This is a genomic window from Pseudomonas sp. Leaf58 (assembly GCF_003627215.1).
In the GTDB taxonomy this organism is placed as follows: domain Bacteria; phylum Pseudomonadota; class Gammaproteobacteria; order Pseudomonadales; family Pseudomonadaceae; genus Aquipseudomonas.
The window spans coordinates 3,751,063-3,776,824 of record NZ_CP032677.1 but is presented as its reverse complement, the minus strand read 5'-3'; the positions used below and the strand labels follow the sequence as shown (position 1 = coordinate 3,776,824).

Annotated in this window: 27 protein-coding genes; 24 read left to right on the top strand and 3 right to left on the bottom strand. The window is 63.3% G+C overall.

The annotated features are described in order from the left end of the window. Positions 1-3 precede the first annotated feature (3 nt). From fliO to DV532_RS17470, 19 genes are all read left to right on the top strand, one after another. On the top strand, positions 4-438 hold the full coding sequence (fliO, locus tag DV532_RS17565) for a flagellar biosynthetic protein FliO (RefSeq protein ID WP_056805427.1): 435 nt from the start codon (positions 4-6) through the stop codon (positions 436-438). Further along, positions 438-1,193 carry a flagellar type III secretion system pore protein FliP gene (fliP, locus tag DV532_RS17560; RefSeq protein ID WP_056805213.1) on the top strand — a complete coding sequence of 252 codons (756 nt, stop codon included), beginning with the start codon at positions 438-440 and terminating at the stop codon, positions 1,191-1,193. Before fliO ends, fliP begins: the two co-directional genes overlap by 1 nt. Before the next feature lie 21 nt (positions 1,194-1,214). Continuing rightward, positions 1,215-1,484 (top strand): flagellar biosynthesis protein FliQ, encoded by a 270-nt coding sequence (fliQ, locus tag DV532_RS17555; RefSeq protein ID WP_056805215.1) that lies wholly within the window; start codon positions 1,215-1,217, stop codon positions 1,482-1,484. Between the two features lie 7 nt (positions 1,485-1,491). Next, positions 1,492-2,268: a flagellar biosynthetic protein FliR gene (fliR, locus tag DV532_RS17550; RefSeq protein WP_056805231.1), complete on the top strand. Its 777-nt coding sequence runs from the start codon at positions 1,492-1,494 to the stop codon at positions 2,266-2,268. Positions 2,269-2,270: 2 nt separating this feature from the next. Beyond that, complete coding sequence (flhB, locus tag DV532_RS17545) at positions 2,271-3,413, top strand: flagellar biosynthesis protein FlhB (protein ID WP_056805234.1); 1,143 nt, start codon at positions 2,271-2,273, stop codon at positions 3,411-3,413. Between the two features lie 410 nt (positions 3,414-3,823). Next, complete coding sequence (flhA, locus tag DV532_RS17540; protein ID WP_056805237.1) at positions 3,824-5,953, top strand: flagellar biosynthesis protein FlhA; 2,130 nt, start codon at positions 3,824-3,826, stop codon at positions 5,951-5,953. Between the two features lie 11 nt (positions 5,954-5,964). Next, positions 5,965-7,275, top strand: coding sequence for a flagellar biosynthesis protein FlhF (gene flhF, locus DV532_RS17535; RefSeq protein ID WP_056805240.1), 1,311 nt, complete (start codon positions 5,965-5,967; stop codon positions 7,273-7,275). A gap of 93 nt (positions 7,276-7,368) precedes the next feature. Beyond that, complete coding sequence (fleN, locus tag DV532_RS17530; protein ID WP_039612698.1) at positions 7,369-8,202, top strand: flagellar synthesis regulator FleN; 834 nt, start codon at positions 7,369-7,371, stop codon at positions 8,200-8,202. Further along, positions 8,199-8,939 carry an RNA polymerase sigma factor FliA gene (fliA, locus tag DV532_RS17525; protein WP_056805242.1) on the top strand — a complete coding sequence of 247 codons (741 nt, stop codon included), beginning with the start codon at positions 8,199-8,201 and terminating at the stop codon, positions 8,937-8,939. Before fleN ends, fliA begins: the two co-directional genes overlap by 4 nt. Before the next feature lie 118 nt (positions 8,940-9,057). Next, on the top strand, positions 9,058-9,432 hold the full coding sequence (locus DV532_RS17520; RefSeq protein WP_162241140.1) for a chemotaxis response regulator CheY: 375 nt from the start codon (positions 9,058-9,060) through the stop codon (positions 9,430-9,432). Between the two features lie 20 nt (positions 9,433-9,452). Next, complete coding sequence (locus DV532_RS17515; RefSeq protein WP_056805246.1) at positions 9,453-10,241, top strand: protein phosphatase CheZ; 789 nt, start codon at positions 9,453-9,455, stop codon at positions 10,239-10,241. Positions 10,242-10,253: 12 nt separating this feature from the next. Next, a complete protein-coding gene (locus DV532_RS17510; RefSeq protein WP_056805249.1) occupies positions 10,254-12,482 on the top strand; it encodes a chemotaxis protein CheA in 2,229 nt (742 codons plus the stop codon). Positions 12,483-12,528: 46 nt separating this feature from the next. Then, on the top strand, positions 12,529-13,659 hold the full coding sequence (locus DV532_RS17505; protein WP_056805252.1) for a chemotaxis response regulator protein-glutamate methylesterase: 1,131 nt from the start codon (positions 12,529-12,531) through the stop codon (positions 13,657-13,659). After that, positions 13,659-14,399 carry a flagellar motor protein gene (locus tag DV532_RS17500; protein ID WP_056805255.1) on the top strand — a complete coding sequence of 247 codons (741 nt, stop codon included), beginning with the start codon at positions 13,659-13,661 and terminating at the stop codon, positions 14,397-14,399. The genes DV532_RS17505 and DV532_RS17500 overlap by 1 nt, the downstream gene beginning before the upstream one ends. 3 nt (positions 14,400-14,402) lie before the next feature. Further along, positions 14,403-15,260 (top strand): flagellar motor protein MotD, encoded by an 858-nt coding sequence (gene motD / locus DV532_RS17495; protein WP_056805260.1) that lies wholly within the window; start codon positions 14,403-14,405, stop codon positions 15,258-15,260. Between the two features lie 221 nt (positions 15,261-15,481). Beyond that, a complete protein-coding gene (locus tag DV532_RS17485; protein WP_056805263.1) occupies positions 15,482-16,270 on the top strand; it encodes a ParA family protein in 789 nt (262 codons plus the stop codon). Then, positions 16,270-17,142 (top strand): CheW domain-containing protein, encoded by an 873-nt coding sequence (locus DV532_RS17480; protein ID WP_056805264.1) that lies wholly within the window; start codon positions 16,270-16,272, stop codon positions 17,140-17,142. The genes DV532_RS17485 and DV532_RS17480 overlap by 1 nt, the downstream gene beginning before the upstream one ends. Positions 17,143-17,183: 41 nt before the next feature. Further along, positions 17,184-17,663, top strand: a complete 480-nt coding sequence (locus DV532_RS17475) for a chemotaxis protein CheW (protein ID WP_003254393.1) — start codon at positions 17,184-17,186, stop codon at positions 17,661-17,663. Between the two features lies 1 nt (position 17,664). After that, positions 17,665-18,066, top strand: a complete 402-nt coding sequence (locus DV532_RS17470; protein WP_056805265.1) for a DUF2802 domain-containing protein — start codon at positions 17,665-17,667, stop codon at positions 18,064-18,066. Positions 18,067-18,084: 18 nt separating this feature from the next. On the opposite strand, the gene DV532_RS17465 is transcribed toward DV532_RS17470, so the two are convergent. The 3 genes from DV532_RS17465 to DV532_RS17455 form a co-directional block, all read right to left on the bottom strand. After that, entirely contained in the window at positions 18,085-20,802 is a 2,718-nt protein-coding gene (locus tag DV532_RS17465) for a dermonecrotic toxin domain-containing protein (RefSeq protein ID WP_056805430.1), read from the bottom strand. Positions 20,803-20,870: 68 nt separating this feature from the next. Beyond that, positions 20,871-21,200, bottom strand: a complete 330-nt coding sequence (locus DV532_RS17460; RefSeq protein WP_056805268.1) for an EscU/YscU/HrcU family type III secretion system export apparatus switch protein — start codon at positions 21,198-21,200, stop codon at positions 20,871-20,873. Further along, positions 21,197-22,753, bottom strand: a complete 1,557-nt coding sequence (locus tag DV532_RS17455; RefSeq protein WP_056805271.1) for a flagellar hook-length control protein FliK — start codon at positions 22,751-22,753, stop codon at positions 21,197-21,199. The genes DV532_RS17460 and DV532_RS17455 overlap by 4 nt, the downstream gene beginning before the upstream one ends. A 265-nt stretch (positions 22,754-23,018) precedes the next feature. Between DV532_RS17455 and ccmA the strand changes: the two genes are divergently transcribed. The 5 genes from ccmA to ccmE are packed head-to-tail and all read left to right on the top strand — an operon-like array spanning position 23,019 to position 25,755. Continuing rightward, on the top strand, positions 23,019-23,651 hold the full coding sequence (gene ccmA, locus DV532_RS17450) for a cytochrome c biogenesis heme-transporting ATPase CcmA (RefSeq protein WP_056805273.1): 633 nt from the start codon (positions 23,019-23,021) through the stop codon (positions 23,649-23,651). After that, entirely contained in the window at positions 23,639-24,316 is a 678-nt protein-coding gene (gene ccmB / locus DV532_RS17445; protein ID WP_013973563.1) for a heme exporter protein CcmB, read from the top strand. The genes ccmA and ccmB overlap by 13 nt, the downstream gene beginning before the upstream one ends. 46 nt (positions 24,317-24,362) lie before the next feature. Beyond that, a complete protein-coding gene (locus DV532_RS17440) occupies positions 24,363-25,130 on the top strand; it encodes a heme ABC transporter permease (RefSeq protein WP_056805275.1) in 768 nt (255 codons plus the stop codon). Next, positions 25,127-25,303, top strand: coding sequence for a heme exporter protein CcmD (ccmD, locus tag DV532_RS17435; RefSeq protein WP_056805277.1), 177 nt, complete (start codon positions 25,127-25,129; stop codon positions 25,301-25,303). The genes DV532_RS17440 and ccmD overlap by 4 nt, the downstream gene beginning before the upstream one ends. Continuing rightward, positions 25,300-25,755, top strand: coding sequence for a cytochrome c maturation protein CcmE (gene ccmE / locus DV532_RS17430; RefSeq protein ID WP_056805279.1), 456 nt, complete (start codon positions 25,300-25,302; stop codon positions 25,753-25,755). Before ccmD ends, ccmE begins: the two co-directional genes overlap by 4 nt. Positions 25,756-25,762 lie beyond the last annotated feature (7 nt).

The following is a 25,762-nucleotide window of genomic DNA, read 5'->3' as shown; positions in this document are numbered from 1 at the left end:
ACGATGCGCGCCAGCGCGGCGTTCGCGGCGCTACTTGCCAGCCAGGCCTGCCTGGCGGCGGCTACACCGGCAGCGACCCCCGCAGCTGCACCGGGCAGCCTGGGCGGGCAGTTGGCGCAGATGGTCTTGGGCCTGCTGCTGGTGGTTGGCCTGATCTTCTTCCTGGCCTGGCTGCTGCGGCGCATGCAGGGGGCCGCCGTGAAGGGGGGGCAGGTGATCGAGATCGTCGGCAGCCTGGCCATCGGCCCGCGTGACCGCCTGCTGTTGGTGCAGGTGGGCAAGGAGCAGATCCTGATCGGCCACACCCCCGGCAGTATCGAGGCCCTGCATGTGCTGGCCGAGCCCGTGCAAGTACCGGCTAGCGCCCGCCAGGCGACACCGGAGTTTGCCCAGCGGCTGATGGAGCTGATGGGCAAAAACCCTAAGGACAACAAGTGATGAACGGCGCGTTGCGTACGTTGTTGACTCTGGCGTTGCTGTTGGCTGCGCCATTGGCCCTGGCCGCCGACCCGCTGTCGATCCCGGCCATTACCCTGTCCAATAACGCGGACGGGCAGCAGGAATATTCGGTCAGCCTGCAAATCCTGTTGATCATGACGGCGCTGAGCTTCATTCCGGCGTTCGTCATCCTGATGACCAGCTTCACCCGCATCATCATCGTGTTCTCGATATTGCGTCAGGCCCTGGGCCTGCAGCAGACGCCGTCGAACCAGATCCTCACCGGCATGGCGCTGTTCCTGACCATGTTCATCATGGCGCCGGTGTTCGACCGGGTGAACCAGAACGCTCTGCAGCCGTACCTGAACGAGCAACTGACCGCCCAGCAGGCCATCGACAAAGCCCAGGGGCCGCTCAAGGACTTCATGCTGGCGCAGACCCGGCAGAGCGACTTGGACCTGTTTATGCGCCTGTCCAAGCGCACCGATATCGCTGGCCCCGACCAGGTCCCGCTGACGATTTTGGTGCCGGCTTTCGTCACTTCCGAGCTGAAGACTGCGTTCCAGATCGGCTTCATGATCTTCATCCCGTTCCTGATCATCGACATGGTGGTGGCTAGCGTGCTCATGGCCATGGGTATGATGATGCTGTCGCCGCTGATCATCTCGCTGCCATTCAAGATCATGCTGTTCGTACTGGTGGATGGTTGGGCGCTGATCATGGGTACCCTCGCCAGCAGTTTCGGCGGTGTCTGACGCCGCCAAGGAGTGCCACCGATGACACCTGAAGTCGCTGTCGACCTGTTCCGTGATGCCCTGTGGCTGACCACCCTGTTGGTAGCCGTGCTGGTGGTGCCGAGCCTGCTGGTGGGCTTGATGGTGGCCATGTTCCAGGCCGCCACGCAGATCAACGAACAGACCCTGAGCTTTCTGCCACGCCTGCTGGTGATGCTGATCACGCTGATCGTCGCCGGGCCTTGGCTGGTGCAAAAGTTCATGGAGTACATCACAGGCCTTTACACCAGCATCCCGCATTTGATCGGTTGAGGCAGCCATGCTGGAACTGACCGATACGCAAATCGGCACCTGGGTTGCCACCTTCATCCTACCGTTGTTCAGGGTGACTGCGGTGCTGATGACCATGCCTATCTTTGGCACACGCATGCTGCCAGCGCGGGTGCGCTTGTACGTGGCGGTGGCCATCACTGTGGTGATCGTGCCGGCGCTGCCGCCGTTGCCCGAGTTCGACCCATTGAGCCTGCGCGGCGTATTGCTGTGTGCCGAACAGGTCATCGTCGGGGCGTTGTTTGGGTTTTCATTGCAGTTGTTGTTCCAGGCTTTTGTGATCGCTGGTCAAATCATCGCGGTGCAGATGGGGATGGCCTTCGCCTCGATGGTCGACCCGGCCAATGGCGTGAACGTCGCGGTGATCAGCCAGTTCATGACCATGCTGGTGAGCGTGTTGTTCCTGCTGATGAACGGTCATCTGGTGGTGTTCGAGGTGTTGAGCGAAAGCTTCACCACCTTGCCGGTGGGCAGCGCGCTGGTGGTAGGCCATTTCTGGGCGATAGCGGGGCGTCTGGGTTGGGTCTTCGGCGCCGGCTTGCTGTTGATCCTGCCGGCGATCGCATCGCTGCTGGTGGTGAACATTGCTTTTGGCGTGATGACCCGCGCCGCGCCGCAGCTGAACATCTTCTCCATTGGTTTCCCGCTGATTCTGGTCATGGGCATGTTCATTTTCTGGGTCGGCTTGGCCGATATACTTGCCCATTACCAGGCATTGGCCAGCGAAGCGTTGCAATGGTTGCGTGAGCTGGCGAGGGCGCGCTGAGCATGGCAGAAAGCGAGAGCGGTCAGGACAAAACAGAAGAGCCCACCGAGAAACGCAAGCGCACGGCGCGTGAGAAGGGCGAAATCGCCCGCTCCAAGGAGCTCAATACGGTTGCGGTCACCCTTGCGGGCGCCGGCGCCCTGCTGGCATTTGGTGGTCACCTGGCCGAGACCTTGCTGGCGGTGATGCGCCTGAACTTCAGCCTGACCCGCGACATGATCGTCGATGAGCGGGCCATGGGGGCTTTCTTGCTCGCGTCGGGCAAGATGGCCATCTGGGCCGTGCAGCCGGTGCTCATTCTGCTGTTCGTGGTCGCTTTCATCGGGCCCATCGCTTTGGGCGGTTTCCTGTTCTCCGGCAGCCTGCTGCAACCAAAATTCAGCCGCATGAACCCGTTGTCGGGTATCAAGCGAATGTTTTCGATGAACGCCCTGACCGAGTTGCTGAAGGCGCTGGCAAAGTTTTTCGTGATCCTGATAGTGGCGGTGGTGGTGCTGGCCCATGATCGCCAGGCGCTGCTGTCGATTGCCAATGAGCCGCTGGAGCAGGCCATCATCCACAGTGTGCAGGTGGTGGGCTGGAGTGCGTTGTGGATGGCCGCTGGGTTGCTGCTGATCGCGGCGGCGGACGTGCCGTTCCAGCTGTACCAGACGCACAAGAAAATGAAGATGACCAAGCAGGAAGTGCGCGACGAGTACAAGGACAGCGAAGGCAAGCCTGAGGTTAAGCAGCGTATTCGCCAGTTGCAGCGTGAGGTGTCGCAGCGGCGCATGATGGCCGCCGTGCCTGAGGCTGATGTGATCATCACCAACCCGACGCATTATGCGGTGGCTTTGCAGTACGACCCTGAGAAAGGCGGGGTGGCGCCATTGCTGCTGGCCAAGGGCACCGACTTCATTGCCTTGAAAATTCGCGAGATAGGCGTGGAGCACAAGGTGCAGATCCTTGAATCGCCAGCGCTGGCGCGGGCGATCTATTACTCCACCGAGCTTGAGCAGGAAATCCCTGCCGGCTTGTACCTGGCGGTGGCGCAGGTGCTGGCCTATGTGTTCCAGATCCGCCAGTACCGGGCGGGCAAGGGCAAGCGGCCGGAGCCGCTGAAAGACGACCTGCCGATCCCGTCGGACTTGCGCCGCGACAGTTGACAGGTGCTCGTCGCACCACATTCAGCGCCTGTGAGGTCGAGCGCCGCCCGCGCGGCGCTTCGCGGCGCAAGGCCGCTCCCACATCTGTTTCGGGCCAATCACTCCTGTGCCAGGCGGGTTGCAGCCTTGGTGCATGGCTGGAAATGGATGAAGAGCAGCTTTGCCCCTCGATATCGAAGTGAACAAACAGGCGGACAGAAGAGAACTCACAGGAGTGATTGGCCCGAAACAGATGTGGGAGCGGCCTTGCGCCGCGAAGCGCCGCGCGGGCGGCGCTCGATCTAACAGGCGGTAAAAACCTCAAGGCGAACACCCCGGCTCACACCAGATCCACAAAGTTGGAAGGCTTCTTGCAAAGCCAGCGCCAGACGCCCCTTGTGCGTCAAAGTTTTGCATGAAGAGGACTCGCGGTGGATCGCACTCAGTTAATCAGCAACGCCCGTAACAACCTGGCCGGGCTCGGCCGGGGCAACCTGGGTGTGCCGCTGTTGCTGCTGGTGATGTTGGCAATGATGATGTTGCCGATACCGCCGTTCCTGCTCGACGTGTTCTTCACCTTCAACATTGCCCTGTCGATCGTGGTGCTGCTGGTCTGCGTGTACGCCCTGCGCCCGCTCGACTTCGCCGCGTTCCCCACCATCCTGCTGGTGGCCACGCTGCTGCGTCTGGCCCTGAACGTGGCCTCCACCCGGGTGGTGATGCTGCATGGCCAGGAAGGCCACGGCGCAGCCGGTAAGGTGATCCAGGCCTTCGGCGAGGTGGTGATCGGTGGTAACTACGTGGTCGGTGCCGTGGTGTTCGCCATCCTCATGATCATCAACTTCGTGGTGGTGACCAAGGGCGCCGGGCGTATCTCGGAAGTGAGCGCGCGTTTCACCCTCGACGCCATGCCTGGCAAGCAAATGGCCATCGACGCCGACCTCAACGCCGGCCTGATCGACCAGGCCCAGGCCAAGCACCGGCGTGCCGAGGTGGCACAGGAGGCCGAGTTCTACGGCTCGATGGACGGTGCCAGCAAATTCGTCCGCGGTGACGCCATTGCCGGCCTGCTGATCCTGTTCATCAACCTGATCGGCGGCATGCTGATCGGCATGCTGCAGCACGGCATGAGCTTCGGCGATGCCGGCAAGGTGTACGCCCTGTTGACCATCGGTGACGGTTTGGTGGCGCAATTGCCATCACTGCTGCTGTCCACCGCCGCCGCGATCATGGTTACCCGTGCCTCGGGTTCCGAGGACATGGGCAAGCTGATCAACCGGCAGATGTTCGATTCGCCCAAGGCGCTGGCGGTGTCCGGTGCGCTGATGATCGTCATGGGCCTGGTGCCGGGCATGCCGCACGTGGCCTTCCTCGGCCTGGGCCTGCTGGCCTGTGGCGGCGCCTACCTGGTGTGGAAGAAGCAGCAGAAGACCAAGGTGCAGGCGCAGCAAGAAGCACAGCGCCAGCAGGACCTGCTGCCCTCGCCACAGCGCGCGATGGAGACCAAGGAGTTGGGCTGGGACGACGTCACGCCGATCGACATGATCGGCCTGGAAGTCGGCTACCGGTTGATCCCGCTGGTCGACCGCAACCAGGGCGGCCAGTTGCTGGCGCGAATCAAGGGGGTGCGCAAGAAGCTCTCGCAGGACCTGGGCTTCCTCATGCCTACCGTGCACATCCGCGACAACCTCGACCTGCAGCCCAGCGCCTACCGCCTGACCCTGATGGGGGTGATCCTGGCCGAGGCCGAGATTTACCCGGACCGGGAGCTGGCAATCAACCCAGGGCAAGTGTTCGGCACCCTTAACGGCATTGCCGCGCGCGACCCGGCGTTTGGCCTGGAGGCCGTGTGGATCGATGTCGGCCAGCGCGCTCAGGCGCAGTCGCTGGGCTACACCGTGGTCGATGCCAGTACCGTGGTGGCCACCCACCTCAACCAAATCTTGCAGAAGCACTGCCATGAACTGATCGGCCACGAAGAGGTTCAGCAATTGCTGCAGGTGTTGGGCAAGGCATCGCCTAAACTTGCCGAAGAGCTGGTGCCGGGTGTCATTTCCTTGTCGGGCCTGCTCAAGGTGCTGCAAGCGCTGTTGTCGGAGCAGGTGCCAGTGCGTGATATTCGCAGTATCGCCGAGGCGATCGCGAACAATGCCGGCAAGAGTCAAGATACCGCCGCGCTGGTAGCGGCAGTGCGCGTCGGATTGTGTCGCGCCATCGTGCAAAGCATTGTCGGTGTTGAGTCGGAGCTGCCAGTGATTACCCTGGAGCCAAGGTTGGAACAGATTTTGCTCAATAGTCTGCAAAGGGCCGGGCAAGGTCAGGAAGACGGTGTTCTTCTGGAGCCGAGCATGGCCGAAAAGCTGCAGCGTTCGTTGATCGAAGCGGCCCAGCGCCAGGAAATGCAGGGCCAACCGGCTATTCTCCTGGTCGCCGGCCCGATCCGCGCCATGCTGTCGCGTTTCGGGCGCCTGGCTGTACCGAATTTGCATGTTCTGGCGTATCAGGAAATACCTGACAACAAGCAAGTCACCATCGTTGCCACCGTGGGCCCTAATGGCTGAGGTAGGGGATAATGCAAGTTAAGCGATTTTTCGCCGCCGATATGCGTCAGGCCATGAAGCTGGTCCGTGATGAGCTGGGCGCCGACGCCGCCATCATCGGCAACCGCCGCATTGCTGGCGGTGTCGAGCTGACGGCGGCGCTGGACTACAAGCTGTCCGCCCTGGCCCCGCGGGTGCCCAATGCCGAGCTGGAAGAAGAGCTGCGCAAGACCCATACGCGCATCGCCACTGCCCAGGCCGAGCTGGACCATCGCCCGGACAGCAGCGACAACAACCGCCAATTGTTCGCCGGGCAGCCGCTGACCGCTGCCGAGCCGCTGATCGAGCCGCACGTCGATGCCCCGCAGGCCGCCGCTGCAGCCCCGGCGCAGGCGCCGGTCGACCCGCGCCTGTTCGATGCCATGCGCACCGAGCTGTCGGGCCTGCGCGAGCTGCTGGAAGTGCAGCTCGGTTCGTTGGCCTGGTCCCAACTGCAGGGCAGCAAGCCGCAGCAGGCCACGCTCTGGCGCCGCCTGCAGCGCATCGGCCTGTCCGGCCCGATCGCGCGCGAGCTACTGGACCTGACCGCCGAAATCGAAGAGCCACGCCAGGCCTGGCGCATGCTGCTGGCGCACCTGGCGCGGATGATCGAAATCCCCGAGGTCGAGCCGATCGAAGAGGGCGGTGTGATTGCCATGGTCGGCCCGGCCGGCATGGGCAAAACCACCACCCTGGCCAAGCTGGCCGCCCGCTATGTGCTCAAGTACGGCGCGCAGAACCTGGCGCTGGTGAGCATGGACAGCTTCCGCATCGGTGCCCAGGAGCAGCTCAAGACCTTGGGCCGCATCCTCAATGTGCCGGTGACTTATGTCGACCCGGGGCAGTCGCTGGCGGCGGCGCTGGAGCCGCTGCTGCGCAAGCGCGTGGTGCTGATCGATACCGCCGGTCTGCAGGCCAGTGACCCGGCCCTGCGCATGCAACTGGAAACCCTGGCCGGGCGTGGCATTGCCGCGAAGAACTACCTGGTACTGGCCACCACCAGCCAGAAGCAGGTGCTGACCGCCGCCTACCACAGCTACAAGCGCTGTGGCCTGGCCGGTTGCATCCTGACCAAACTCGATGAAACGGCAAGCCTTGGCGATGTGCTGAGCCTTGCCATCAGTCATGAACTGCCAGTGGCCTATCTGACCGATGGGCCGCGCATTCCGGACGACCTGCACCTGCCGCGGGGGCACCAGCTGATTACCCGTGCGGTCAATGTGCAGCAGCAGGACGAGCCCAGCGAAGAGGCCATGGCCGACATGTTCGCTGATCTCTATCACAACCCAAGGCGAGCGGGTTGATGATGAAGTGTGTGCAAGGTAGCTATGCCAAAGGGTACGCAGAATTGCCCTACGTGTGGCCTGAGTCCCAGCGAGACAAGGTAAAGAACAGACATGGGTAGCATGCATCCCGTACAGGTTATCGCCGTGACCGGTGGCAAAGGTGGCGTCGGCAAAACTAACGTTTCAGTGAACCTGTCCCTGGCGTTGGCTGAGCTTGGCCGCAGAGTCATGCTGCTCGACGCCGACCTGGGCTTGGCCAACGTCGACGTGTTGCTGGGCCTTACCCCCAAACGCACCCTGGCCGATGTCATCGAAGGGCGCTGCGAACTGCGCGACGTGATGCTGCAGGGCCCTGGTGGTGTGCGCATCGTGCCGGCGGCCTCGGGCACCCAGAGCATGGTGCACCTGGCCCCGGCCCAGCATGCCGGCCTGATCCAGGCATTCAGCGAAGTCGGTGACAACCTCGACGTGCTGGTGATCGACACCGCTGCCGGTATTGGTGACTCGGTAGTCAGCTTCGTCCGTGCTGCCCAGGAAGTGCTGCTGGTGGTGTGCGACGAACCCACCTCGATCACCGACGCCTACGCCCTGATCAAGCTGCTCAACCGCGACTACGGCATGAACCGCTTCCGGGTACTGGCCAACATGGCGCAAAGCCCGCAGGAAGGGCGCAACCTGTTCGCCAAGCTGACCAAGGTCACCGACCGCTTCCTCGACGTTGCCCTGCAGTACGTGGGCGCAGTGCCTTATGACGAATGTGTGCGCAAGGCCGTGCAGAAGCAGCGCGCGGTCTACGAAGCCTTCCCCCGCTCCAAGTGTGCGCTGGCCTTCAAGGCGATTGCCCAGAAGGTCGACAGCTGGCCGCTGCCGGCCAACCCGCGTGGCCACCTGGAGTTCTTTGTCGAGCGCCTGGTGCAGCCCACCAGCGCGGGTCCCGTGCTATGAGTGCGAGCGGTTTCAAGATGTACAGCCGGGCATCGAAAGACGCCCAGTACGAGCTGATCGAACGCTACGCCCCGCTGGTCAAGCGCATCGCCTACCACCTGCTGGCGCGTCTGCCGGCCAACGTGCAGGTCGAAGACCTGATCCAGGCCGGCATGATTGGCCTGCTGGAAGTGGCCAACAAATACGACGCCAGCAAGGGCGCCAGTTTCGAAACCTATGCCGGCATCCGCATTCGCGGGGCCATGCTCGACGAAGTGCGCAAGGGCGATTGGGCACCCCGTTCGGTGCACCGTAATACCCGCATGGTCAGCGATGCGATGCGTGCCGTTGAAGCCAGAACCGGTCGCGACGCTAAAGATCATGAAGTTGCTGCCGAACTCCAATTGAGTCTCGATGATTACTACGGGATCTTGAACGATACCCTGGGCAGCCGCCTGTTCAGTTTCGACGACCTGCTGCAGGACGGCGAGCACGAAGGGCTGCATGAGGATGGTGCCAGTGGCCAGGTCGAGCCTGCACGAGGCCTGGAGGACGAGCGCTTCCAGGTTGCCCTGACCGAGGCCATCGCCAACCTGCCGGAGCGTGAACGCCTGGTACTGGCGCTGTACTACGACGAAGAGCTGAACCTTAAGGAAATCGGCGAGGTGCTTGGGGTCAGTGAGTCGCGGGTCAGCCAGCTGCACAGCCAGTGCGCCGCGCGCCTGCGCAGCCGCCTGGGAGAATGGCGGGCGCGTTGAGCCCGCTATCGTTGCAGTCGTTTTCCACGTGCGTTTTCCATGTTGCACCGAATTGATTGAATGCGCGCTCGGGGCCGAGCGCGTTTGAGACTGCTTGGAGGTCTACTTGAACAAAGATATGAAAATCCTCATCGTTGACGACTTTTCGACGATGCGGCGGATCATCAAGAACCTGTTGCGTGACCTTGGCTTCACCAACACGGACGAAGCCGACGACGGCACCACGGCGTTGCCGATGCTGGAAAACGGCCACTACGACTTCCTGGTGACCGACTGGAACATGCCTGGCATGTCCGGCATCGACCTGCTGCGTAAAGTGCGTGCCAGCGACAAGCTGAAAACCATGCCGGTCCTGATGGTGACTGCCGAAGCCAAGCGTGACCAGATCATTGAAGCGGCCCAGGCCGGCGTCAATGGTTACGTGGTCAAGCCGTTCACCGCCCAGGTGCTCAAAGAAAAGATCGAGAAGATCTTCGAACGCGTCAACGGCTGAGTCACGTCAGGGGGCGCGCCATGGAATCATCACAAACCTCTTTGGGCGAGTTCGAATCGACCCTGAAGAAGCATGCCCAGGAGCTGGTCGAGAGCCTGGAGCGGGGCCGTTTTGGCGAGGCGGTACAGCTGATTCACGAGCTGAACCAAACCCGCGACCGCGGTCTGTACCAGGAAGTGGGCAAACTGACGCGCGAGCTGCACAGTGCCATCGTCAGCTTCCAGATCGACCCGACCATGCCCCAGGCTGAAGAGGTGTCGCAGATAACCGACGCCACCGAGCGCTTGTCCTACGTGGTCAAGCTCACCGAGGGCGCGGCTAACCGCACCATGGACCTGGTCGAAGAAAGCACCCCGGTGCTCAACGACCTGGCCAGCGAGGCCAAGGCCTTGAGTACTGATTGGCAGCGCTTCATGCGCCGCGAAGTGGCTGCGCCGGAATTCCGTGACCTGGTCAAACGCGTCGACAGTTTCCTGACGCACAGTGCCGCAGGCAACCGCAAGGTCGCCGGCCACCTCAACGACATTCTGTTGGCCCAGGACTACCAAGACCTGACCGGCCAGGTGATCAAGCGCGTCACCACGTTGGTGACCGAGGTGGAGAGCAACCTGCTGAAATTGGTGCTGATGGCCAGCCAGGTGGACCGCTTTGCCGGCATCCAGCATGACCACGATCAATTGCGCGCAGAAAAAGATCTAGAAAAACATCCGACTCGGGGTGAAGGTCCGCAGATTCATGCCGATAAGCGTGAAGACGTCGTGTCCGGTCAGGACGATGTCGATGATTTGCTGTCCAGCCTGGGTTTTTAAGGAGCACGTTTGATGAGCTTCGGCGCCGATGAAGAAATCCTCCAGGATTTCCTGGTAGAAGCCGGCGAAATTCTTGAGCAACTGTCCGAGCAACTGGTCGAGCTGGAAAGCCGGCCCGACGATGCCGACCTGCTCAATGCGATCTTTCGCGGTTTCCACACTGTAAAAGGGGGCGCCGGCTTCCTTCAGCTGAACGAGCTGGTGGAGTGCTGCCACATCGCCGAGAACGTGTTTGACGTCCTGCGCAAAGGTGAGCGCCGGGTCGATGCGGAACTGATGGATGTGGTGCTCGAGGCATTGGATACGGTCAACAGCATGTTTGGCCAGGTGCGCGAGCGTGGTGACGTGACCCCGGCTACCCCCGAGCTGCTGGCGGCATTGTCACGCCTGGCCGAACCCGGTGCTGCCGAAGCCCCGGCAGCGCCAGAGCCTGCGGCGCCGGCGCCGGTGGCCGAGGCACAGGACATTACCGACAGCGAGTTCGAGCAGCTGCTCGATTCGCTCGATGCGGTCAAGGCGCAAGCCGAAGCCGATGAGCAACTGCAGGGCGAGACCCTCAGCGGCGAAGGCGATGACATCACCGACGCCGAGTTCGAGTCGTTGCTCGACCAGTTGCACGGCAAAGGCCAGTTCAGCGCCGAGGTCGCCGTGCCAGCGGCCACCAGCACGGTGGAAGCGGCCAGCGACGAAATCACCGACGATGAATTCGAGTCGCTGTTGGACCAACTGCACGGCAAGGGCACTTTCCAGGCCGATGCTTTGCCTGCCGTCAAGGCGCCGGCACCTGCCGTGGCCGAGGCCAGTGCAACTGCCGCAGCCAGCGATGAAATCAGCGAGCACGAGTTCGAGGCGTTGCTCGACCAGTTGCACGGTAAGGGCAAGTTCGGCGGCGACGTTGCCGCCGTCGAAGCCCCAACTGCGGCCAAGGTGCAGGCACCTGCTGCGGGCAAAGCCGACCGCCAGCCGGTTGCACAGCCAGCGGCCCCGGCCCCGGCCCCGGCGCCAGCCACCAAGCCGGCCCCAGCAGCGCGCGCGCCAGCACCGGCCGCCGACAAGCATGCAGTCAGCGAAGCGGAAACCACCGTGCGGGTCGACACCGCGCGCCTGGACGAGATCATGAATATGGTCGGCGAACTGGTGCTGGTGCGTAACCGCCTGGTGCGCCTGGGCCTGAACAGCGGCGACGAGGCCATGTCCAAGGCCGTGTCCAACCTCGACGTGGTCACAGCCGACCTGCAGACCGCGGTGATGAAAACCCGCATGCAGCCGATCAAGAAAGTTTTCGGCCGCTTCCCGCGCCTGGTCCGCGACCTGGCCCGGCAGCTGAAGAAAGAGATCAACCTGGAGCTGGTCGGTGAAGAGACCGACCTCGACAAGAACCTGGTCGAGGCCCTGGCCGACCCGTTGGTGCACTTGGTGCGCAACGCGGTTGACCATGGTGTCGAGATGCCCGACGAGCGCGAGGCCGCTGGCAAGGCGCGCACTGGCCGGGTGGTGCTGTCGGCCGAACAGGAAGGCGACCACATCCTGCTGTCGATTTCTGACGACGGCAAGGGCATGGACCCGAACATCCTGCGCGCCAAGGCCGTGGAAAAGGGCCTGATGGACAAGGACGCCGCCGAGCGCCTGAGTGAGTCGGACTGCTACAACCTGATCTTTGCGCCGGGCTTCTCGACCAAGACCGAGATTTCTGACGTGTCTGGCCGTGGCGTGGGCATGGACGTGGTGAAGACCAAGATTTCCCAGCTCAATGGCTCGATCAATATCTACTCGGCCAAGGGCCAGGGCTCGAAGATCGTCATCAAAGTGCCGCTGACCCTGGCGATCATGCCTACCTTGATGGTGATGCTGGCTAATCAGGCGTTCGCCTTCCCGCTGGTCAACGTCAACGAGATCTTCCACCTCGACCTGTCGCGCACCAACGTGGTCGACGGCCAGGAAGTGGTGATCGTGCGCGACAAGGCGCTGCCACTGTTCTACCTCAAGCGCTGGCTGGTACAGGGCCAGGTGCACGAAGAGCAGCATGAGGGCCACGTGGTGATCCTCTCGGTCGGCACCCAACGCATCGGTTTTGTCGTCGATCAACTGGTGGGTCAGGAAGAAGTGGTCATCAAGCCGCTGGGCAAGATGTTGCAGGGCACCCCGGGCATGTCCGGGGCCACCATCACCGGTGACGGTCGCATCGCGTTGATTCTCGACGTCCCGAGCATGCTCAAGCGTTACGCCGCGCGGCGTATTTGATTTCGGTGGCGCACCCTGGCGGGTTGCGCCGCCTAATGGAGTGTTTATGGCAGTCAAGGTCCTGGTGGTGGATGATTCCGGTTTCTTCCGCCGCCGCGTCTCGGAAATCCTCTCGGCGGATCCGACGATCCAGGTAGTGGGTACCGCGACCAACGGCAAGGAAGCAATCGACCAGGCGCTGGCGCTCAAGCCCGATGTCATCACCATGGACTACGAAATGCCCATGATGGACGGCATCACCGCGGTGCGGCACATCATGCAGCGCTGCCCGACGCCGGTGTTGATGTTCTCGTCGCTGACCCATGAAGGCGCCCGTGTCACCCTCGATGCACTGGATGCCGGTGCGGTGGATTACCTGCCGAAAAACTTCGAGGACATTTCGCGCAACCCCGACAAGGTCAAGCAGCTGTTGTGCGAGAAGGTGCATACCATTTCCCGCAGCAACCGCCGTTTCGGCAGCTACGCCAGCCACGCGCCGGTTGCCGCGCCTGCGCCGGCCAGCGGCCACGCCACGGCCAGCAGCCTCAGCAGCCCGGCGCCGGTGCGCCCGCCCGTGCCTGCCCGTGCGCCGGCCCCGGCAGCGGCGCCAGCGCACTCGCCGGCACCCAAGCGCAAGCCTTATAAACTGGTAGCCATCGGCACCTCCACAGGTGGCCCAGTTGCTCTGCAGCGGGTGCTGACCCAGTTGCCAGCCAACTTCCCGGCACCGATCGTGTTGATTCAACACATGCCGGCGGCGTTCACCAAAGCCTTTGCCGAGCGCCTGGACAAGCTGTGCCGCATCAGCGTCAAGGAGGCCGAGGACGGCGACCTGCTGCGCCCAGGCCTAGCCCTGCTGGCACCCGGCGGCAAGCAAATGATGATCGACGGCCGTGGCACGGTGAAGATCTTGCCCGGTGACGAGCGCCTGAACTACAAGCCGTGCGTGGACATTACCTTCGGCTCGGCGGCCAAGTCGTATGGCGACAAGGTGCTGTCGGTGGTGCTCACCGGCATGGGTGCCGATGGCCGCGAAGGCGCGCGCCTGCTCAAGCAGGGCGGCAGCACAGTGTGGGCCCAGGATGAAGCCAGCTGCGTGATCTATGGCATGCCCATGGCCATCGTCAAGGCCAACCTGGCCGACGCGGTGTACAGCCTGGATGAAATCGGCAAGCACCTGGTGGAGGCGTGCGTCTGATGGACGTGCTCAGCCTGATTGGCCTGATCCTTGCCTTTGTTGCCATTGTCGGTGGCAACTTCCTTGAAGGCGGCCATGTCGGCGCCCTGGTCAATGGCCCGGCGGCGCTGATTGTGTTGGGTGGCACCTTGGCGGCGGCATTGCTGCAGTCGCCACTGTCGTCTTTCAAGCGCGCCTTGCAGATTCTGCGCTGGATCCTGTTCCCGCCACGGGTCGACCTGGCTGGCGGGATCGACCGTGTCGTCAACTGGAGCCTGACCGCGCGCAAGGAAGGCCTGCTGGGCCTGGAGGGGGTGGCGGATGCCGAGCCTGACCCGTATGCGCGCAAGGGCCTGCAACTGCTGGTGGACGGCGCCGAGCCGGAAGCTATCCGCAGCATCCTTGAAGTTGACTTTCTGACCCAGGAAAGCCGTGATATCCAGGCCGCCAAAGTGTTCGAGAGCATGGGCGGCTACGCGCCGACCATCGGCATCATCGGTGCGGTGATGGGCCTGATTCACGTGATGGGCAACCTGGCCGACCCGTCGCAGCTGGGCAACGGCATTGCTGTGGCCTTCGTTGCCACCATTTACGGCGTGGCCAGCGCCAACCTGGTGCTGCTGCCGGTTGCCAGCAAACTCAAGGCCATTGTCATGCGCCAGTCGCGCTACCGCGAGATGCTGCTCGAAGGCCTGCTGTCGATTGCCGAGGGCGAAAACCCGCGCTCGATCGAGATGAAGCTGCAAGGCTTCATGGAGTAACCCATGCGCCGTCGACGTCATACCGAGGAACCGGAAAACCACGAACGCTGGCTGGTGTCGTATGCTGACTTCATCACCTTGCTGTTTGCGTTTTTTGTGGTGATGTACTCGATTTCCTCGATCAACGAGGGCAAGTACAAGGTCATTTCCCAGGCGTTGTTGGGGGTGTTCAACGACCCAGAACGCAGCATGAAGCCGATTCCCATTGGTGAACAGCAGCCGCTGAGTGTGCGCCCCGCCGAACCGCTGGTGAAGGACAGCGAGCAGACCGAAGCCGGCCTTGCGGCCACCCATGTCGACCCGCTGAAAACCATCAGCGATGACGTGCGCGATGCCTTTGGCGACCTGATCAATAGCAACCAGATGACCGTGCGCGGCAATGAGTTGTGGATCGAGATCGAGCTCAATTCTTCGCTGCTGTTTGGCAGCGGCGATGCCATGCCCAGCGACAAGGCGTTTGCCATCATCGAGAAGGTGGCCAACATCCTCAAGCCGTTCGCCAACCCGGTGCATGTCGAAGGCTTTACCGACAACCTGCCAATTCGCACCGCGCAGTACCCGACCAACTGGGAGCTGTCGTCGGCGCGGGCGGCAAGCATCGTGCGCCTGCTGGCCATGGAAGGGGTGAACCCGGCGCGCATGGCTTCGGTGGGCTATGGCGAGTACCAGCCGGTGGCCGGCAACGACACGGCTGACGGGCGTGCGCGCAACCGCCGTGTGGTGCTGGTGATTTCGCGCAACCTCGAAGTGCGCCGCAGCCTGACCGGCTCGGGCAGCGCCCATGCCACGCCGGATGCGGCACTGCGCCGGGCTGGCACACAAAGTGCACCGGCAACGCCAGCAACGGTGGTGGGGCAGTAACTCGTCAATTCTCTGTCACCGTTATCGAGTTGATGAGATTGTCGGCGATCCCTGTGGGAGCGGGTTTACCCGCGAAGAAGGCGACACGGTGCATGGCACCGGCTGCGCCGGTGTTCGCGGGTAAACCCGCTTCCACACTGATCGCGCGAGCTTTTAAATTTTTGAGCAAGACAGTTGCCCCCTACAGTGTCCCTGCCAAATCAATAGATAGAGTTTGCTTGATGAGAGTCTGGGCAGTAGCCAATCAAAAAGGTGGCGTCGGCAAGACCACCACTACCATCGCCCTGGCCGGCCTGCTGGCCGAGGCCGGCAAGCGTGTGGTCGTCGTCGACCTCGACCCGCACGGCTCGATGACCAGCTATTTCGGGCACAACCCCGATGCCCTGGAGCACAGCTGCTACGACCTGTTCCTGCACAAGGGTACAGTGCCCGATGGGCTGCCTGGGCAATTGCTGCTGCCCACCAGTGACGAGCGCATTTCGCTGCTGCCGTCGAGTACCGCACTGGCAGTGCTGGAGCGCCAGTCGCCGGGGCAGAATGGCCTGGGCCTGGTGATCGCCAAGAGTCTGGCGCAGCTGTGGCAGGACTTCGACTATGCGCTGATCGACAGCCCACCCTTGCTGGGTGTGCTGATGGTCAATGCTCTGGCAGCCAGCCAGCAGTTGGTGATCCCGGTGCAAACCGAATTTTTGGCGGTGAAGGGGCTGGAGCGCATGGTCGGGACCCTGGCCATGGTCAACCGCTCGCGCAAGCAGGCGCTGCCCTACCAGATCGTGCCGACTTTGTTCGACCGCCGTACCCAAGCCTCGCTGGGCACCCTCAAGCTGCTGCGTGATACCTACGGCCAGCAGGTGTGGCAGGGCTACATTCCGGTTGATACCCGCTTGCGCGATGCCAGCCGCAAGGGTGTCACGCCCTCGCAGTTCGACAGCAAGAGCCGGGGGTTGATCGCCTACCGGGCGCTGCTCAAGCACCTGTTGACCTACAAGACCGCAGCGCAGGTGGCCTGATGACCCAGACCCGGCAAACCAGTACCCGGCCACAAATGGCCCTGCAATCTTACCTCGACGGCCTGCTGCAGGAAGCCACCGAGGCCGAAGAGCTGGTCGAGCCCCCGGCCACGGCGGACGCGTTCGCCGAAGCGGTGCGCGAGGAGCAGACGCGTGATGCCCTGGGGCCGGCCGAGGCCGCTGCCAAGGCTCGACCCTTCGCCGAACCGAAGTTAGCGGTATTGCCCAGCGTATTGCCGGTGCAAGCGCCAGTGGTGGCGGTGGTCGAGCAGAAGCAGGTGGCCGAGGCCACCCTTGCGGTAAAGGTCGTAGAACAAACCGTGGAACCGGCGGTGCCGCTGGTGGATGTGCACCTGCCTGCGCCCAACCTGCCGGAGCCACCGACAACCGTCGATGGCCGCCCGGCCTGGGCGGCCGAGCCGTTCGAATGCCTGCTGTTCGACGTCGCCGGCTTGACCCTGGCGGTGCCGCTGGTGTGCCTGGGCTCGATCTACACCCTGGCCGGCCAGGAACTGACGCCGCTGTTCGGCCAGCCCGACTGGTTCCTCGGCATCCTCACGTGCCAGGCCGGTAACCTGAAGGTGCTGGACACGGCGCGTTGGGTGATGCCCGACCGCTACCGCGAAGATTTTCGCCAAGGCCTGCAATACGTGATTTCCGTGCAGGGCTATGAATGGGGGCTGGCCGTGCATCAGGTCAGCCGCTCGCTGCGCCTGGAGCCGTCCGAGATCAAGTGGCGCAGCCAGCGTGGCCAGCGCCCGTGGCTGGCCGGCACGGTGATCGAACACATGTGTGCACTGCTCGACGTCGCCGCACTGGCCGAGCTGATCGCCAGCGGCGCGGTCAAGCAGATGCATGCCAAACAGAAATGACACCGAACACACCGCCAATGGCGGATTTTGAGGGTAGGGGAATGAAAAAGTCGTCCGCACAAGGTTCTGAAGATCCGATCCTGCAGTGGGTTACCTTCCGTTTGGACAACGAGTCCTACGGCATCAACGTGATGCAGGTGCAGGAAGTGTTGCGCTACACCGAGATCGCCCCGGTGCCGGGTGCGCCAAGCTACGTGCTGGGCATCATCAACCTGCGCGGCAACGTGGTGACCGTGATCGACACCCGCCAGCGCTTTGGCCTGATGCCGACCGAAGTCACCGACAATACCCGTATCGTCATCATCGAGGCTGACAAGCAAGTGGTCGGCATCCTGGTCGACAGCGTGGCCGAGGTGGTGTACCTGCGCCAATCCGAGATCGAGACCGCACCGAACGTGGGTAACGAAGAGTCGGCCAAGTTCATCCAGGGCGTGTGCAACAAAAACGGTGAACTGCTGATCCTGGTCGAGCTGGACAAGATGATGACCGAGGAAGAGTGGTCCGAGCTGGAGAATATCTGAGTTGATCCTAGAGGTTGCTGTCATCTTCCTGGCGTTGGTCTGGGCGCTGAGCCTGTGGTTTTTTCTTAACTACAGCAAGCGCCAGCGCGAGTTGGCCGCGCAGCAGGCCGAGGGCGATGCCCTGCGTGACCAGCGCATCAAGGACCTGGCCAAGCGCCTGGACGATTACCAGAACGGTAACGTGCGCATGGGCGAAGCGCTGCACGAGTTGAGCGTGGCGGTTGCGCCGCTGCCAGACAAAATCCAGCAGCTGGAGCAGCGCGACCCCAGCAATGTGACTTTCAGCCAGGCGGCCAAGCTGGTAGGCATGGGCGCCAGCGTGGCCGAGCTGACCGAAAGCTGCGGCCTGACCCAGGCCGAGGCGGAGCTGATGAGCAAACTGCATCGCGGCGAAAGCGCGTAGCCTGGCTTGTACCAACAGCTACGTTCTGCTCCAGGAATGATTCGCGCCGACCTTAGCGAACCGGTTGAGGGGTAACAGCGTATCCATCGCCTGCTGTGCCCCTGGCAGGTCGACGAATTGGTAGGCATTGATCCGCGGCATGATGCACAGGTTGGTAATTTGCCTGAGCGTGCGCAGCGCGGGCAGGTGGCGGTCCACCACATCCGTGAGCAGGGCCGGGCCGGTCAGGCGGCTGAGGCGGTTGGCGTAGCGGTAGAAATTGGCCGGGTCCTGGCTCAGGCTGGGTTTGCTGTCATAGAAGTCCAGGTTGTTCTGGTAGCGCGCATGCATCTCTTCGGAAATCGCTTCCAGCAGTGGGTTGCCGGGCTGGCTGCCGATGAGGCTGGAGTTGTACAGGCAGTTCATGCCCAGCTTTTCATTGGACATTGGCGGCGCCAGTAGCAAACCATCGGAAGCTGCCAGCAGGTCGACCTGGTTGATCGCCTGCGCAGACTCAGCGGGCGCCAGCAGCGCATCATCCACATCCATGTACAACCCCCCTTCATGGTGCAGCATCGGGTAACGCAGCACGTCGGACGCCGATGCATAGTTGCTGGCGATGCCGCCATTGCCGTCCAGCGCCGCGTTGTACTGGGCGTAGAACTTGCTTTGGCGAAAGGCCCTGAAGAAAGCTTGTTCTTCCAGCGGTAGCACTTGCAGCCCAGGCGCCTGTGCTTCCAGCAAGCGCAGGTTTTCGGCGTAGGCCTCCGGCGCAGCACTGGAGAGGAACAAACGCAGGTCGTACTCGGTGCCCTGTAAGCGCGTGGCGTTGCTGGCCAGGTTGGCCACCAGGTACGGGGCGATGACCTTATCGCCCACCCACAGGCAAGAAATCTGCTTGGGTATCGGCGTGCTGCCTACCGGCAAAGAAGGGATTTCCACCGGCAGTGGCAGGTCGACGCCCAGCGCCCGCAAGCTGCGCATGCGCATGGCGTTGGTCACAGTGCGGCCGGCGGGGGCAGGCTGCAGGTCCATGTGACCTTCCTGGGCGATGTAACCTGCCGGGTCGACCTCGTTGAGGTCTTGTTCGCGGATGAACACGTCCCGTTCCATGTCGTACACCACGCGATCGTTGTAGGTGTCTATCCGTGCATCGAGGGTGTCGACCGCGCCGTCGTAGAGCGGCACCCTGATGACTGAATCGGCAATGGCGGGGTCACCGTCGGGCAGTGACGGGATGGGGTCGCGGGTATGGAAATAGGCAGCGCCCTCGGGCTCGGGCCAGCGCGGCGGCGAAACCGGGCTCAACGGGTAGCCAATCTGCTCGTTGAGGCGGCTGGGTGGCACGAAGCCGTCGCCCTTGAACTCGAACAGCGCCTTGGCCCGGTTGGCGGCGCCCAAGGCCAAGGGCAACGCATTGAAAACGCCCCAGGTGATGTTGCCGACACCTTCCTGCTGCTCTTGCAGCGTCTGGCCATTGATGGCTTGGTCCAGACCAAACCCCAACTGGGCGATGCCGCCAACCGCCAGCAGCGGCGCCAGGCCCGGTACCACCAGGCACAAAGGCGCCAGCAGGTTCAGCGTGGTTACCAGGTAACCCCGCCACTTGGCCTTGGTGACATCGCTGTCGCGGGTAATGAGGTAGTCGGCATCGTCGTAACTGCGTTGGCGCTGGCGCTCGGCCATGGCCTGGAACAGGTCGCCGGTGATCCTGGGGTTGTACTTACCAGGGTGGTAGTTGACGTAAAGGCGGGGAGGCCACACGCCGTCGTCATTGAAGTAGCCGTGTTCAGGCGGTAGGCGGTGGGTATTGGGGTAGGCGCCAAGGCCCTCCAGCGCGGTGTCCAGCCCACTGAAGTCGAGGCCCTGGCGGCGGTCGGCCAGCCGGAAGTGCTGCTTGAGCGCTTGGCGCTTGGCCGGGTCTTTGCACTGCTCGCCGAGCCAGTCCTTCATCAGCCCTTCGCTGGCGAACTCCAGCAGCGGCGACCGGTTACCGGGCAGGTAAAGCACCGTGAGGTCGCTGGCCGGCGCTTTGAGGTAGAGCAGGTCGGTGGCCGCGTAGCCGTAGATGTTCAGGGTGCTCATGCGAAAGGCACCGGCGGGTGGCTGCAACCCCGCCGCTTGCCAGATCAGCGTTTGCGCTGCCTCGCTCAGGCTGCCCTCACTGACCTGCTGGTTGCAGGCGGCGATGAAGTTCAGCTTGCAGGCCAGGCGGTGGCCTGGCAGATGCTCACGCCAGTAGCTGTCCAACTGCTGCTTGAAGGGGGTGTGGAAGTCCAGCGCTTCGATGAAGGCCTGAAACGCCTCGGCGGCTACCGGTAGATGCGTTGTCGCGTCATAGCGCTGCGGCTCAGTGCGGCGGAACAGGCCATTGAAAATGCCGAATGGCTCGCCGTAATGGTTGAACGCCGGGGCTGGCAGGGCTTCGACCAGCCGTATTGCGCCGTCGGGCAGCGAACCGGCCCAAGGGGCGCGGAACAGTGCACCGAACAGGTCGTTGGCGGATTCGCCTTGCCAGTTGCCCAGTACCGCCTGGGTCAGGCTCATGGATTGACTGACAGCCGCCAGGTAATTGCCGGGGGTTTCGGCATGGTAATGCAGGGTCACGACGTCGATCTGGTCGGGGTCGGCTTCGTGGCCCTGCTGCTTGAGCCATTCGCGGATCGCCTGGCTGGCTGCGCGATCCGGGCGGGGAATGTGGCTCAGCTGGTCGACGACATACTGCACGCCAGCAGCATTGATGCGGCTTGTGGACATGATCAACACCTTGCTCATTAAAGGGATGGCAAGGCTGAACGGGCAGCGCTGGAAGGGGTGGTAGATAGTTACCTGTTGGCGCCAGGGGGAGCGGGGCTAACGTCGCGTGGCGCGGCAGGCTCGTCACTGAAACCCACCGGAACCTTGCCGCGCAGGTGCCAGGCAAAGGCAATGATTTCGGCAATGGTCAGGTACAGCGCCTCAGGGACCTGCTCGCCCAGTTCCAGGCGCGCCAGCAGGCGCACCAGCTCGGCGTTTTCGTAAATCGGCACCTCGTGTTCGCGAGCCAGGGCCAGGATGGCCTCGGCCAGCGCATCGTCGCCTTTGGCGCTGAGCGTAGGGGCCTGCTGGCCGTCGTAGGTCAGGGCAATGGCCTGGCGCGTGTCGTTCTGGCTCATGCGTTTTCATCCACCCAGCGTTGCTCTACCCGTGTGCGCGGGCCTTGTGGTGGCGTGCCGGGGTGGCATTCCAGGTCGCCGACATCCAGGCCGCGCGCCAGCAGGCGTTCGCGCAGGGCGCTGAGTTGGGTGTCGATCAGCCGCGCGGTTTGTTCGCGTTCGGCCCACAGCTGGCCGCTCAAGCGGCCTTGGTTCAGTTGCGCCTGCACCTGCAGAGGGCCAAGGGGCGGCAGGTCGAAGGCCAGTTCGATGCGCCACAGGGCTTGCAGCGGGTCCGACGGTTCCTGCTGGCGGTCGGCCTGCTGTTGTGGCGTTTCCTCGCGCTGTAGTTTGACCTGCAGCGGGATGAACTCCTGGCCGTGGCGGATCGGCACTTCGGTTTGCCAGGTGGTCTGCAGGTTGCCGTTTTCCAGGTTGCCGGTTTGTTGCAGGCTGCTCATGGCGTGGCTTTGCAGGCGCGAAATGGCCGCTGCGGCCAGGCGCAGCAGTTGTTGCAGGTCGCCTTCTTCCTCCATGGCTTTGAGCAGGCGCGACGGCAGTGGGAACGCACCCGGCTGTAGCTTGGGGGTGACCCGTTCAAGCATGCCCAGCGCACTGCGCGCCAGCATTGGCATGGTCGCGGCCAGGCTGGCGGCGGCCAGGTTAGGCGCGCCAGGCATGCTTGCTGGGGCCTGGGCCATCAACCGCAGCAGGTTGGCCTTGAGGTCGGTGGCGACAGTGGCGGGGAAGCCGCCCAGCAGTTTTGCTTCAAGAAAGGTGCCGCTGTTGTTCAGGGCCTGGGCGAGCGCCTTGGTATCGCCCAGTTGTTTAGCGTCCGGCAGGCTTGCCAGCAGGCGTTCAGCGCTGCTGCGCAGCTCGCCGTCGGCACCTGGGTCACGGCTGAGCTGTTGCAGGGCATTGAGTAGGCCGCTTAGCGAGGCCTGGCGGTTTTGCTGGGCAAGCAGCTGCTGGGCAATGCTGAGCTGGTCCTGGCGGCTACTGAGCGGCACGAAGCGCAGCGACTGGTCGCCCTGCACCTGTGCGCTGAGCAGGCTGCCGACGGCCAGCGGGCGCGGGCTGTCCACGGTCAGGGTAGCGCCGGCCTGGGCACTGTTGAGCAAGCTGACCAGCGCTCGATAGATGGCGGGCTGGCCGGGCGCCTGAGCCAGTGCCTGGTTGGTCAGGACCTTGCCCTGCAGCAGGGTGCCGACCGGCACCTTGTTGGTATCCAAGCGGGTGAGGGTGGTGATTTGGCTGGAACTGGCCTGCTGCAGCATGATCGCCAGGCGATTGCTTTCAGTCTGGCTGACCGTGACCTGGCTGCCCTGGGGCAGAGGCTGGCTGGCGCTGGCCTGCAGTTGGGTCTGGGCGCCGTTGGCCTGCATCAGGCGCAGCACTAGCTGGAAGTCCTGGCCCACCTGGCGCAACGAAATGACCTCGGCCTGCGCGGTCTCGCCGGGGGCCATCAAACCGGGCTGCGGCTGCGCCAGGCGCAGCAGTTCGCCGGTCATGCCGGCCTTGATGGCCTGGGGGCTGATCGCGGTTTGTGCGCCGAGACTATTGATTTCAGTCATGATTGTATACAACCTGTCGAGCCCGCCCTCTTGGCAGCACGGCGGCGCGTGTAATAATGCCGACCGCCCGTGGTTGCCAGTATAACGGCAGCGAGGGGGGCGACTTGAGACACAGGGCTTCAGGCCGGTGTCGCCTGGTTCGCGGGCAAGCCCGCTCCTACAACTATTTGTGCTGCCCTCGAGGCCTGCACTGCACTTGTAGGAGCGGGCTTGCCCGCGAACCAGGCGACACCGCCCCGAAGCCCTACAAAGATAAGGCGAAACCGTGACCCTTCACCTCCAAGCTGCGGGCCTGGCCTGCGAGCGCGACTGGCGCCTGCTGTTCGAGCACCTGGCATTCGAACTGCGGCCCGGCGACATGCTGCAGATCAGCGGCCCCAACGGCAGCGGCAAGACCAGCCTGCTACGGCTGCTGGCCGGGCTGATGCAGCCGACTGCCGGGCACATCCTGCTGGGCGGCAAGCCCTTGGCCGAGCAGCGTCACGCCCTGGCCAGCATCCTGCTGTGGATTGGCCATGCAGCCGGTATCAAGGACCTGCTCACCGCCGAGGAAAACCTCACCTGGCTGTGCGCCCTGCACCAGCCCGCCAGCCACGAGGCGATTTGGGCAGCGTTGGCGGCGGTCGGCCTGCGCGGTTTCGAAGACGTGCCATGCCACACCCTGTCCGCCGGCCAGCAGCGCCGCGTGGCGCTGGCCCGGCTGTACCTGGCCAGCCCGCCGCTGTGGATTCTCGACGAACCGTTCACCGCCCTCGACAAACAGGGCGTGGCGCAACTCGAAGCGCACCTGGCGGCCCATTGCGAGCAGGGCGGCACGGTGGTGCTCACCACCCACCACACGCTGCAACGCAAGCCCTCTGGCTACCGTGAACTGAACCTGGGGCAATGGGCGGCATGAGCGTATTCATCCTGTTGTTGCGCCGCGAAGCGCGCCTGTTGTTCCGTCGCCCAGCCGAACTGGCCAACCCGCTGGTGTTCTTCGCCATCGTGGTGGCGTTGTTCCCTCTGGCGGTCGGCCCGGAAAGCCAATTGTTGCAAACCTTGTCGCCGGGCTTGGTGTGGGTGGCGGCATTGCTGGCGGTACTGTTGTCGCTGGACGGCCTGTTCCGCAGCGATTTTGAGGATGGCTCGCTGGAGCAGTGGGTGCTGTCACCGCACCCGCTGGCGCTGCTGGTGCTGGCCAAGGTGCTGGCACACTGGATCTTTTCCGGGCTGGCGCTGGTATTGTTGGCGCCGCTACTGGCGCTGATGCTGGGCTTGCCCAGCCATTGCCTGCCGGTGCTGCTGGGTTCCCTGCTGCTAGGCACGCCGGTATTGAGCCTGCTGGGCGCGGTGGGCGCGGCGCTGACGGTTGGTCTGAAACGCGGTGGCTTGCTGCTGGCATTGCTGATTCTGCCGTTGTATATCCCTGTATTGATCCTGGGCAGTGGTGCGTTGCAAGCGGCGTTGCAGAATATGCCAGCAACCGGCCACCTGCTCTGGCTCGCTAGCTTGACGGCCCTGGCCGTGACGCTGGCACCCTTTGCGATAGCGGCCGGCCTGAAGATCAGCGTCGGCGAATAACGAGTCCCGGGCTTTCAAGCCCGGCCAATACCCTGGATGTACCCTGATGAAAATAAGCTGGACGTGGTTCCACAAGCTCGGTTCCCCCAAATGGTTCTATGCCATCAGCGGCCGCATGCTGCCGTGGCTTGCCGGCGCCGCCGTGCTCCTGCTGCTGGTCGGCATCACCTGGGGCCTGGCCTTTGCCCCCCAGGACTACCAGCAAGGCAACAGCTTCCGCATCATCTACATCCACGTGCCAGCGGCGATGCTGGCGCAGTCCTGCTATGTGCTGCTGGCAGTGGCCGGGGTGGTAGGGCTGGTGTGGAAGATGAAGCTGGCCGATGTCGCCCTGCAATGCGCTGCGCCCATCGGTGCCTGGATGACCGCCGTGGCGCTGGTCACCGGCGCCATCTGGGGCAAGCCAACCTGGGGCAGCTGGTGGGTCTGGGATGCCCGCCTCACGTCCATGCTTATCCTGCTGTTCCTGTACTTCGGCATTATTGCGCTCGGCCAGGCAATCAGTAATCGTGACAGTGCAGCCAAGGCTTGCGCGGTGCTGGCGATTGTCGGGGTAGTGAACATTCCGATCATCAAGTACTCGGTGGAGTGGTGGAACACCCTGCACCAGGGCGCCACCTTCACCCTCACCGAAAAACCGGCGATGCCAGCAGAAATGTGGCTGCCGCTGCTGTGCACGGCACTGGGTTTCTATTGCTTCTTCGGTGCCGTGCTGCTGCTACGCATGCGCTTGGAGGTGCTCAAGCGCGAAGCGCGTGCCAGTTGGGTCAAGGATGAAGTATTGAATAGCCTGGGGCGGAGGGCCGCACCATGAGTTTTGCCACCTTCGGTGACTTTCTCGCCATGGGCCACCATGGCCTGTACGTGTGGTCGGCCTATGGTATCTGCCTGGCGGTGCTGGCGCTGAACGTCGCCACGCCCCTGCTGGCCCGCCGTCGCTACCTGCAAGATGAGGCGCGCCGTTTGCGCCGGGAGAACAACCAGTGAATCCGCAGCGCAAGAAACGCCTGTTGCTCATCGTCGGCCTGTTGGTCGGTGTCGGGGTTGCCGTCGGCTTTGCCTTGAGCGCATTGCAGCAGAACATCAACCTGTTCTACACACCCACCCAGATCGCCAACGGTGAAGCGCCGCTGGACACCCGCATCCGCGCCGGCGGCATGGTCGAGAAAGGCTCGGTGCAGCGCTCGGCCGACTCGCTGGATGTGCGCTTCGTGGTCACCGACTTCAACAAGTCGGTAGCCATTACCTACCGTGGCATCCTGCCCGACCTGTTCCGCGAAGGGCAGGGCATTGTCGCACTTGGCAAGGTCAACACCGAAGGCGTGGTGGTGGCAGATGAAGTACTGGCCAAGCACGATGAAAAGTACATGCCACCCGAAGTGACCAAGGCCCTGAAGGAAAGCAGCCAGGCCGCCACGGGTGGGGAGGGCAAGCCATGAACGCGGC

Coding starts and splice junctions, on each gene's coding strand:
- DV532_RS17440 (WP_056805275.1), top strand. CDS start 24,363: ATGAAAATAAGCTGGACGTGGTTCCACAAGCTCGGTTCCCCCAAATGG.
- DV532_RS17500 (WP_056805255.1), top strand. CDS start 13,659: ATGGACGTGCTCAGCCTGATTGGCCTGATCCTTGCCTTTGTTGCCATT.
- motD (WP_056805260.1), top strand. CDS start 14,403: ATGCGCCGTCGACGTCATACCGAGGAACCGGAAAACCACGAACGCTGG.
- fliA (WP_056805242.1), top strand. CDS start 8,199: ATGAGTGCGAGCGGTTTCAAGATGTACAGCCGGGCATCGAAAGACGCC.
- DV532_RS17460 (WP_056805268.1), bottom strand. CDS start 21,200: ATGAGCCAGAACGACACGCGCCAGGCCATTGCCCTGACCTACGACGGC.
- fliQ (WP_056805215.1), top strand. CDS start 1,215: ATGACACCTGAAGTCGCTGTCGACCTGTTCCGTGATGCCCTGTGGCTG.
- DV532_RS17520 (WP_162241140.1), top strand. CDS start 9,058: ATGAAAATCCTCATCGTTGACGACTTTTCGACGATGCGGCGGATCATC.
- DV532_RS17475 (WP_003254393.1), top strand. CDS start 17,184: ATGAAAAAGTCGTCCGCACAAGGTTCTGAAGATCCGATCCTGCAGTGG.
- DV532_RS17480 (WP_056805264.1), top strand. CDS start 16,270: ATGACCCAGACCCGGCAAACCAGTACCCGGCCACAAATGGCCCTGCAA.
- DV532_RS17465 (WP_056805430.1), bottom strand. CDS start 20,802: ATGTCCACAAGCCGCATCAATGCTGCTGGCGTGCAGTATGTCGTCGAC.
- DV532_RS17455 (WP_056805271.1), bottom strand. CDS start 22,753: ATGACTGAAATCAATAGTCTCGGCGCACAAACCGCGATCAGCCCCCAG.
- DV532_RS17485 (WP_056805263.1), top strand. CDS start 15,482: ATGAGAGTCTGGGCAGTAGCCAATCAAAAAGGTGGCGTCGGCAAGACC.
- DV532_RS17515 (WP_056805246.1), top strand. CDS start 9,453: ATGGAATCATCACAAACCTCTTTGGGCGAGTTCGAATCGACCCTGAAG.
- fliR (WP_056805231.1), top strand. CDS start 1,492: ATGCTGGAACTGACCGATACGCAAATCGGCACCTGGGTTGCCACCTTC.
- fleN (WP_039612698.1), top strand. CDS start 7,369: ATGGGTAGCATGCATCCCGTACAGGTTATCGCCGTGACCGGTGGCAAA.
- ccmB (WP_013973563.1), top strand. CDS start 23,639: ATGGGCGGCATGAGCGTATTCATCCTGTTGTTGCGCCGCGAAGCGCGC.
- fliP (WP_056805213.1), top strand. CDS start 438: ATGAACGGCGCGTTGCGTACGTTGTTGACTCTGGCGTTGCTGTTGGCT.
- fliO (WP_056805427.1), top strand. CDS start 4: ATGCGCGCCAGCGCGGCGTTCGCGGCGCTACTTGCCAGCCAGGCCTGC.
- DV532_RS17510 (WP_056805249.1), top strand. CDS start 10,254: ATGAGCTTCGGCGCCGATGAAGAAATCCTCCAGGATTTCCTGGTAGAA.
- flhB (WP_056805234.1), top strand. CDS start 2,271: ATGGCAGAAAGCGAGAGCGGTCAGGACAAAACAGAAGAGCCCACCGAG.
- ccmD (WP_056805277.1), top strand. CDS start 25,127: ATGAGTTTTGCCACCTTCGGTGACTTTCTCGCCATGGGCCACCATGGC.
- flhF (WP_056805240.1), top strand. CDS start 5,965: ATGCAAGTTAAGCGATTTTTCGCCGCCGATATGCGTCAGGCCATGAAG.
- DV532_RS17505 (WP_056805252.1), top strand. CDS start 12,529: ATGGCAGTCAAGGTCCTGGTGGTGGATGATTCCGGTTTCTTCCGCCGC.